The organism is Paenibacillus sp. 32O-W (assembly GCF_007679495.1).
GTDB classification, from domain to species: Bacteria; Bacillota; Bacilli; order Paenibacillales; family NBRC-103111; genus Paenibacillus_L; species Paenibacillus_L residui.
Genome location: NZ_VEGP01000109.1, coordinates 1 through 9604, shown reverse-complemented (window position 1 = coordinate 9604; position 9604 = coordinate 1). Strand labels below are relative to the sequence as shown.

Sequence of the window (9604 nt, the reverse complement as noted above, 5' to 3'; positions counted from 1 at the left end):
TTAGAAAGTTTGTTCCATTTTAATGCTTTAATGAACTTAAACTTTCTAATGTGGTAAAAAAAGCTCCTAACGAAGCCATTTCGAAGATGAATAACCCGGTATTAGCTCCTGACGGAGCCCTGAGGGAAAGCCACGCGTCGCATCCGGGTCGGTAAAGACATCGCAAAGACGAGCAAAAATACATTAAAATCGTGTCTATTTCCAAAAAGAAGGCGAAAGACGCTCAAATGTGCACGTCTTTTTCACTAAATGGGGCCATTTCGCAAAAATCGCTCCAAAGACGTGCATTATTGCTCTAGAATCAGGTATGTGGCGACTTTTCTCCAAAAAGACGTGCATTATTGCTTTAGAATAGGGCACTCCGCGGTTTTTTCCAAAAAAGACCTGCAGTTTTGCTTGTCTTTTACACCATCCGGTGGACGATTTCGGCGTTGTCCAAAAAAGTTCACTATAAACGAAAAATTCCGGTGCTAGCAGTGCTGAAAAATCGCAAACTGGATTTTGGGGCAGCTCCTTGATTGAAAGAAGAGCTATCCGCCAAAACGTTCGGTTTTAAATAAGGAACTAAATAAGCTCTCAAATCTTATACTTTCTATATTTAAAGAAAATCGCACAAATAATACGATAAAAAAACGATTAAGCGGCCTTGTTCCTGATTCCATCGGACTAAGGCCGTTTTTGCTTTGCTGCAATCGCTCGTTATTGTATAAGCTCATGAAGTATATAAGATTCATTTCAATAACAAGTCTATCCAACTATTGTGGTATGATGAAAAAATATGGAGGTGTAATCTATGCCCTACGAGGAGCTAAACGAAAAAATACGTAATGAAGCAAATGATCTGCTAAATGCGTTGGGACTAATGAAGACCTTGAAACAATATGGACAACCTTGTGTCCACGGTAGTTATTCATTAAATTTAATGACTTGGAGAGATTTAGATATATATCTTGAGGATAATGAAATGAGCGTATCCAAGTTCTTTGACCTGGGGAAGGACTTAGCTAATAGTTTAAATCCTTCCAAGATGAATTACCGCAATGAATGGAATGGTTTATCCCCACATTTGCCAAGAGGTCTTTATTGGGGAATATATACCACCATATTAAATAATGACTGGAAGATAGATGTATGGGCAATTGAATCAACACAATTTAAACAAAAGCAAGAACAATTTGCCGCGCTGCAATCAAAGGTCAACGAAACAAACAGGCCAATTATACTGGCGCTTAAGAACCATCTTCACCGACATCCCGACTATCGGAAAAAGTTTTTCAGCGTAGATATTTATGAAGCTGTATTCGAAGGTATAAAATCAACCGAACAATTCTCGTTATGGCTCGAAAACAATAGAGGATTAAAATACTTATTCTGACTAACCCCCAGGCTAAGGGGTTATTTGATCTTGATATTCTCCATCCACCCCAGGATGTCTCCATATACTTCTTCCCGGCCGATTTCATTCAAGATTTCATGCCGCATTCCGTCGTATAATTTCATTTCAATATTGGTTAAGCCGGCGCTCCGGTAAGAGTCATAGGCCCGCTTTACCGTCTTTCCGAATTGGCCGACAGGGTCATCCTTGCCGGAGATTAAATAAATAGGCAAATCACCGGGAGTCCGCCGGATGTTGACCGGGTCGGTAATAAATAACAGGCCGTCGAACATGTCACGAAAGCCTCCGGCCGTGAACACAAATCCGCAAAGCTCATCCTGAAGGAACAAGTCCACTTCCGTCTGGTCCCGCGATAACCAGTCCTGACTGGACCGCGCCGGCTCGAACCTTCTGTTGAAGGAAGCGTATGTCAGCTTATACAGCAGCATACTGCGATGTTTAATGCCCTTCCTCCGGATTTCCCGTTCAGCGAGAAATCTGCCCGCCCTCAGAGAAAGCCTGTCATAATGGGCGGTGCCGCTAAGAATCAATCCCGCCAGCTCCGGGCCGAACAGCATCGCATAATGGCGCGCCAGGAACGAGCCCATGCTGTGGCCAAACAGGACGATGTTCTTATCGGGATTCTCCTCGCGAATAAGCTCCGTCACCTTGTGCACATCATCGACCATCCCGCTCCAGCCGTCCTTCTCCCCGAAATACCCCAGATCCTCCTTCCGGGATACCGACCGGCCGTGTCCCCTCAGGTCACCGGCATAGACAGCCCATCCATGCTCCGTAAGGTAACGGGCGAAGCGCTCATATCGGTTCGCGTGCTCACACGACCCGTGAACCACCTGAACGATCCCGCAGGTCTTCTCCCCTTCATCAGGCTCCCATTTGTATACGTGTATGTTCTTGTCCGTCCATTGAATTTGTGAGCTTCTCATCATAATCTCCCCGGATTGGATTGGACCGGAGCCTGGTACCGCCGGTTCACCGGCTGTATCGTCAGCCTTTGCGCTCCCCGGCTGCTTCAAGCTCCGGCCACTGCCGCATTAATGTCTTTGGCAACATAGTAACACGATCTTGAGCCCTGCGCCAGAGCCCGGATAGAGAGGAGTTACCTCCCATAATCATGGCGGAAAATCCACTATCCCGATACTTTCCATAGTTACCAACTCTAACCTGTGCATTATACTACATCCTCATGAGGATTTGTTGGAAAAAATAGTTTTAAACAATTTCCCCCTCAGGCCAACTTCATTTCGCGCTTGGCCGGTACTCCGTTCTAGGCCGGCGGTTAACCGGCAGGGTAGTCCAGATGGTGCAGCTGCCGGTAATGGGCATTCCGTGCCATTAATTCGGCGTGTGGGCCGCTCATCGTAATTTTTCCGTTTTCGAGGAAAATCACCTTATCCATCTGATGTACACCCAGCAGGTGATGCGTTATCCACAGGAGCGTTTTCCCCTGCAGCGCATCGAATATGGTGGCCAGCAGGCTTTGTTCGGTCTTCGGATCGAGCCCTACCGTCGGCTCATCCAGAAGGACGACCGGCGTATTCTGCAGCAGGATACGGGCCAGGGCAATCCGCTGCCTCTCCCCGCCGGAGAACCGCTGTCCCGCTTCCAGCATAGGGGTGGCATAGCCTGCAGGCAAGGATTCAATCAGCATGTCCAGCCCGACCAGGCGGGACACGTGCCGAACCTCGTCCTCCGCTGCATCCGGTCTGCCGAGCCTAATATTATTCGCCACCGACGTATCGAACAGGTACGGGCTCTGGTTCAGCATCGCCATTACTTCGGGAATATGCTCGCCGAACCGGTCTGCACTCACCCTGTTTATGGTTACCCGGCCGCTCTCCGGAGTAATTGCTCCCTGAATCAGCTTCAGCAGGGTAGATTTCCCGGCCCCGCTCCGCCCCAGAACCGCCACCTTGGCCCCTTGCGGGATATGGAGGGAAATCCCGTCCAGCACCCGATCCGCTGCGCCATCGTACCGGAAACGGACCTGATCCAAGCGGATGTCCGCGTGCTGCCGTGCCTGCCGCAGTGCTTCTTCCGGAATGGATGGCTCGGGCACCAGCCCCCGGGGAGCAGCCTCTCCCGCCTGCACCGGCGACGGATCGCTCAGTCCTGCCAGCCTTGCCCTGGAGTCCTGGTACTCGGGAATTTTCTCTACAGCCTCGGAAGCGGGCAAGTAGACATCCATCAATGGAAACACGACGAGCACGAAGGCCGCGATCCAGACAGCGGGAATATCCCCGCGGACGGTCAGCTGCTCCGACCAGCAGATCATGGACACCACTGCGATGCCGACCACACATTGCCCGATCAAAAATCGCCATCTGCCCCAGCTTTTCAACTCGCTGTCGATGGCAGCCACCTTCCGTTCATCGTTCTCGTACGAACCGACGAATTGCTGTGCCCTTCCGCTGATGACCCAGTCGTTGATGCCCAGGACGGCATCGGTCAGCTTCTGATACAGCCCTTGGCGTTCCTTCTTCATGCTCAAGTATTTCTTCCTCGTCAGCCATAGGGACAATCCCGGCAGAATAAACACAAGAATACCGACATATCCTCCCATAAGCAGCGCATAGGACAGGTTAAAGCAGCCTAAGGCGGCTATCCATAGTCCGTACATAATTACGGCCGTAAGCATCGGGAATACCGTACGGAGATATACATTTTGCAAGTGTTCGATATCGTCGGCCAGAGTGCCCAGGAGCTCGCCCGTCCGAAACCGGGAGCGGACAAACAGCGCCTGCGGTTCCAGAACCTGATACAGCCGTACGCGCATTTGGGACAAGATACGCAATACCGTATCATGGCTGACCAACCGCTCGATGTAATGGAGGGCCGCCTTGCCGATCCCGAACGTTCTGACAAGCACGATAGGCACATAGATCATCAGAACATTCTCCGGACGCAGCGCCGCCTTGGAGATGAGATAACCGGAGGTGAACAGAAGCAGGCTGGCGCTAAGGGCGGTTAACAAGCTCAGGACGGCTATGGCCGCGATGCGTCCCGAGTAAGCCTTCGTGTAGGGACGCAACCATTCCTCCCGCTTCATAGAATCCCCTCCCGTTGCGATGCAAGCATCTGGAAATACAAGCCCTTCTGTGCGATAAGCTCTTCATGAGTGCCTGTCTCAGCCACTCTTCCTTTATCCAGTACAATGATCTGGTCCATATCCGGCATCCAGTGCAGGCGATGAGTGGCCAGGAATACGAGCCGGTCAGCAAATAAGGACAGCATCGTTTCCTTCAATTCATATTCCGTCTCTATATCGAGATGGGCGGTCGGTTCATCCAGCAGAACAATCGGCCGGTCGCTCAGGAAGGCACGGGCGAGCGCGATACGCTGCTCTTGTCCTCCGCTCAGTCTCCGCCCGCCGTTGCCGATCGCTTCATCCATTCCGTGAGGCAACGCCGCGACCAGATTCGAAAGTCCGGCGGCAGCCACCGCGCGCTCCACCTCCTCTTGCGAAGCATCCGGCGCATAGAAACGGACATTGTCCGCCAGAGACCGGTTGAAGATATAAGGATGCTGCGGAAGGTAGACCATCTGCTGCCGCCAGAAATCTCCGTTAAGAGCACAGACGTGATGACCGTCCAGCTCGAAATACCCGGAAGAAGGGGGCAGGAAGCCGCCCAGCACATCGATCAGCGTCGATTTGCCGGCACCGCTCTCACCGATGATGCCGATTTTTCGCATCCCCTGAAGCTTGAAGGAAACATCCTGCAAGGAATAAGGCCCTTCCGCTTCATGCCGGACATGAATCGAGGCCAGCGCCAAGGTGCTCTTGTGCGTCCATGCATAATCGGGAGGCGGGCCGGATTCCGAGGATGCTGAAGATACCGATGCTTCCCGGGTATGGCCGATGATCGCATGAATGGCTTTGCCTGCCTCCTTGCCCCGCAAGGAAGCATGGTAATCGGCCCCGATCATCCGGACCGGCAGGAAATATTCCGGCGCCAGGATGAGAACGGTCAAGCCGACCGCCAGCGTCATATGTCCTTGAACCAGGCGCAATCCCAGGCTTACCGCAACGGACGCTACGGATAGCATCGCGAAGAAATCCAGGGCGAAGGAGGACAGAAAAGCGACACGCAGCGTGCGCAGCGTCGCTGACCGGTACTTGTCGCTCACCTGCCCGATCGTATGGCTGTGCGAGCGGCTGCGCCCGAGAAACTTCAGCGTCTCCAGCCCGCGCAGCGAATCTACGAAATGATTCGACAAGGTCCGGTACGATGTCCATTGACGATCCATTTGCTTGCGCGCAGCCAGCCCGATCAGAATAAGAAAAGCGATGAGAATAGGCATCGTTACAACTAAAATGATGCCGGATACGCCGTCCAGCAGGAAGATGTATCCGAGCAGAATGATCGGTATAATCACCGTTCCGATCATCCGGGGCAGAATCAGCTCCAGGTAGGTGCGGAACTGGGAGACGCCCTCCAGCACAAGGGTCACCACATTCCCGGTTCCTTCCGCCCGGATTAATCTCGGCCCATGCCGAAACAGCCGCTCCATCAGCTTCCTGCGCATATCCGCCGCTGTCGCTTGAGCAAAGCGCTGGGCCGTCTTCTGCTGCAGCAGAGACGTCATCTGCCGGGTCAGAAAGGCCAGCAGAAATACGAGCAGCGGACCTTTTTGCTCCCGCAAAGCGTGCCCTTCAAACAGCGCCGAAATAACCTCCGCCAGCCCTTTAGCCATGTATACAATAGAAATGCCTTGTAACAGGATCAGGAGCGCAAGGACGAATACGGTCCCTTTGGCTCCCTTGTACCCCAGTAAATGTTTATCCATCAGTATTCCAGATGCCCCTTCTCATGAAGGCGTTTATGAAAGACAAAATAGCTCCATATTTGATAGCCCAGCACGAAGGGCAGCAGAGTGACGGCCACAATGGTCATGATTTTGAGAGAATATGCGCCGGAAGCCGCATTATGAATGGTCAGATTGAACGCGCTGTCCAGCGAACTGATCATAACGCGCGGGAACAAACCGATAAAGACGGAAGCAACGGACAAGACAATGACCGTACCGGTCATGCCGAACGCCCACCCGTCCCTGCGTTTGGAGATGAAATAACCGGCCAGCACGAAAGCCAGCACTCCGACTACGGCAAGAGGGATTAATATGCCCCCACGCACCGCAAAGATATCGGTCATCCAATAGGTCATGAAACCAAACACAAGGAGTAGGCCGGCCAGCGGAAGCAACAGGCTCCTCGCCATTCTGCGGGCGCGTTCCTGCAGCTCTCCCATCGTGCGCAGCGTCGTGAACATCAGGCCATGCACAAGACAAAGCATGACGACCGTTATTCCGCCGGTCACCGTGTATCCGTTGACCATATCCAACCACCCGGCATTCATCTCCATGTTCTGATCAATCGGCAGCCCCTTCAGAAGACTGGCGAAGACGACGCCGAACAGAAACGGAGGCAGCAGGCTGCCCAGGAAGATAACCAGGTCCCATGTTTTCTTCCAGCGTACGCTGTCCACCTTCCCCCTGAATTCGAAGGCGACGCCGCGGCCGATCAGAGCCAGCAGCACAACGACGAGCGGCATGTAAAAACCGCTGAACAGCGTGGCATACCAGTGAGGAAAGGCGGCGAACATCGCCCCGCCTGCCGTCAGCAGCCACACTTCATTCGCATCCCAGAACGGGCCGATCGAATTGATCAGCACCCTGCGTTCCCCGTCAGTCCGGGCCAGAAGCTTGGTGGATAAGCCTACTCCGAAATCGAATCCTTCCAGAAAGAAGAATCCGATAAACAAGACGGCAACCAATATAAACCAGAGCTCATTTAGAGACAGCATGATATCCCTCCCGATCGAACGGATCATAATCCCGAGATTCAACTGGCGCAGCGGCGTCAGGTCCTTGCTTGATCACCCGCAGGAACAAATACACCATGACTATGGCCAGTACGGTATAAATAGCCGAGAAAGCAATAAGCGAGAACAGAACCTCCCCGGCGGTCACACTGGGCGATATGCTGTCCTCTGTGCGCATCAGCCCGAATACGGTCCACGGCTGTCGGCCGATCTCCGTCATGATCCATCCGGATGCATTGGCAATGTGCGGCAGGAAGATCGAGAAGATCATTAGCCGCATAAAGACACGGTTTCCCTGGCCGAGCTTCTTGCGCACAGCCAAGTAGACACCGTACATGCCGAGCAAAATCATCAGCGTTCCGGCCGCCACCATGATGCGGAAGCTCCAGAACGTTGTGCGTACCGGAGGAATGTAGTTTCCGGGCCCGTAGCTCTGCTCATACTCGGCTTGAAGCTCCTTCATGCCCCTTACTTCGCCGGTAAATTTACTGTAGGACAGGAAGCTGAGCAAATATGGAATTTTCCATTCCATGGAGTTCTCCTGCTTATCCGGATCGATGGCGGCGATCACCGTCCAGGGGGCGGGGTCCTCGCTCGTCTCCCACAACCCTTCGCTGGCGGCCATTTTCATAGGCTGCGTCTGGATCAGATACTGCGCCTGCTGATGACCGAAGACAGCCACCAGAACGGAAGTAACGAGAGCAACGACAATACTGAGCTGAAACGATTTTCTGAAAAATGACGTATCGCTTTTCTTAAGCAGCTTCCAGGCACTGATCCCCGCCATCAGGAACGCGCCTGTGGCCAAAGCTCCGAATATTGTGTGCGGAAATTCCACCAGCAGTTGACCGTTCGTGATCAGAGCGAAGAAATCGTTCATCTCCGCCCTGCCGTTATTGATCGTAAAGCCGACCGGTCGCTGCATAAAGGAATTCGCGGCAAGAATCCAGAAAGCAGACATGACGGTGCCGAAGACGACAAGCCAAATGCAGGCGAGATGAACCTTCTTGGACAGCCTATCCCAGCCGAAGATCCACAGGCCGATGAACGTCGATTCCATAAAGAACGCCAGCAGCGCCTCGACCGCCAGCGGTGCGCCGAAAACATCGCCCACAAAGCGGGAATAATTCGACCAGTTCATGCCGAACTGGAACTCCTGGATAATCCCGGTAACGACTCCGACGGCAAAGTTAATCAGGAACAGCTTCCCCCAGAACTTCGCCATCTTCTTGTATTCTTCATTCCCTTTAACTACATACATGGTTTCCATGATGGCAATCAGGAAGGCCAATCCGATCGACACCGGAACGAAGAAAAAGTGAAAAATAGTCGTCGATGCGAATTGGATGCGCGACAGAATAACCATATCCATTGACGTTTCCCCCAACTCTTCTATTTGTATACCGCCTTCCCCCCATTATGACCGATCCCCCTCGCCATACATGTGATGTTTGTCACACTTATTCTGACTTAAAATGACAATACAGCGAACTTTCCTAATGGCAGCGTTTTCGCCTTCTATGAGCAGAACAGCAGGCAGAGAAAAGCGAAAAAAGGCTTGAATGCTGCTCAAGCGACCCACAACCACAATGAAGGAAAAAGCGCAAGTTTCCGAGGCTGCTCTAGCCTCAGAAATTGCGCGTTTTAAGTTGTCCCCTCCTGCAAAAAAATAAAGGCTGCAAGAAAGTTACTACTCTCTTGCAGCCAAAACAATGGTTTTTCAAAGGATTTCAACCCATTTTTCTTAAATGCATTTGCTTTCTTTAGAAAATAAGCTAATGATTTGTGCTACCAAGTCTTCGATAGACTTATCATCGGCCTCGATCGTGTAATCGGCATATTTGCTGTATAATATTTTTCTTTCATTATATACATCAAACAATGTTGTCCCATTATCCATAACTATCCCGCGGCTTTTTATATCTATATCGGCAAATCGTTTTTCTACGTTCGGATATGAAAGATTAATATATACTATAACTGCTATCTGCTTTAAAAAGTTCATAGCTTCATCGGAATAGACAGCGCTCCCACCCGTTGCTATACAACAATTTGTGCAATCAAGCGAGCAAATCACTTTGGATTCTTTAATAATAAATTCTTTACTTCCGACATCCTCAAGTAATTGCCACAATGGCTTACCGTATTTTTGTTGTATGGTAAGGTCTGTATCAATAAATGTCATATCCAGTTCTTTGGCAATCAAAGCTCCAATGGTGCTTTTCCCACAGGCTGTCATACCTATTAGAACGATATTTTTCCTATTATTAACTTTATCCATTAGAACCCTCTCTCCCCGAAAAATGTTTAACCTAAATTTCGAAAGTACCGTTCATTGAAAACATAAAAAAGTGCCCAAATCTTTGGTAGAATGGTGTTTGTCGAG

Annotated in this window: 7 protein-coding genes; 1 reads left to right on the top strand and 6 read right to left on the bottom strand. The window is 51.2% G+C overall.

Going from position 1 to position 9604, the window contains the following annotated elements; all coding sequences use genetic code 11:
• Window positions 1–793: 793 nt before the first annotated feature.
• Entirely contained in the window at window positions 794–1375 is a 582-nt protein-coding gene (locus FS806_RS24315) for a hypothetical protein (protein WP_144941835.1), read from the top strand.
• Window positions 1376–1395: 20 nt separating this feature from the next.
• On the opposite strand, the gene FS806_RS24310 is transcribed toward FS806_RS24315, so the two are convergent.
• The 6 genes from FS806_RS24310 to FS806_RS24285 all read right to left on the bottom strand — a co-directional run bounded on the left by FS806_RS24310 (window position 1396) and on the right by FS806_RS24285 (window position 9499).
• A complete protein-coding gene (locus tag FS806_RS24310; protein WP_222126766.1) occupies window positions 1396–2325 on the bottom strand; it encodes an alpha/beta hydrolase in 930 nt (309 codons plus the stop codon).
• A gap of 350 nt (window positions 2326–2675) precedes the next feature.
• A complete protein-coding gene (gene cydC, locus FS806_RS24305) occupies window positions 2676–4445 on the bottom strand; it encodes a thiol reductant ABC exporter subunit CydC (RefSeq protein WP_144941831.1) in 1770 nt (589 codons plus the stop codon).
• The gene (gene cydD / locus FS806_RS24300) at window positions 4442–6184 is read right to left on the bottom strand and encodes a thiol reductant ABC exporter subunit CydD (RefSeq protein ID WP_144941829.1); all 1743 of its coding nucleotides are present in this window, start codon (window positions 6182–6184) and stop codon (window positions 4442–4444) included. The genes cydC and cydD overlap by 4 nt, the downstream gene beginning before the upstream one ends.
• Entirely contained in the window at window positions 6184–7200 is a 1017-nt protein-coding gene (gene cydB, locus FS806_RS24295; RefSeq protein ID WP_144941827.1) for a cytochrome d ubiquinol oxidase subunit II, read from the bottom strand. The genes cydD and cydB overlap by 1 nt, the downstream gene beginning before the upstream one ends.
• The gene (locus tag FS806_RS24290; protein WP_144941825.1) at window positions 7184–8590 is read right to left on the bottom strand and encodes a cytochrome ubiquinol oxidase subunit I; all 1407 of its coding nucleotides are present in this window, start codon (window positions 8588–8590) and stop codon (window positions 7184–7186) included. The genes cydB and FS806_RS24290 overlap by 17 nt, the downstream gene beginning before the upstream one ends.
• A 372-nt stretch (window positions 8591–8962) precedes the next feature.
• Window positions 8963–9499: a shikimate kinase gene (locus FS806_RS24285; RefSeq protein WP_144941823.1), complete on the bottom strand. Its 537-nt coding sequence runs from the start codon at window positions 9497–9499 to the stop codon at window positions 8963–8965.
• Window positions 9500–9604 lie beyond the last annotated feature (105 nt).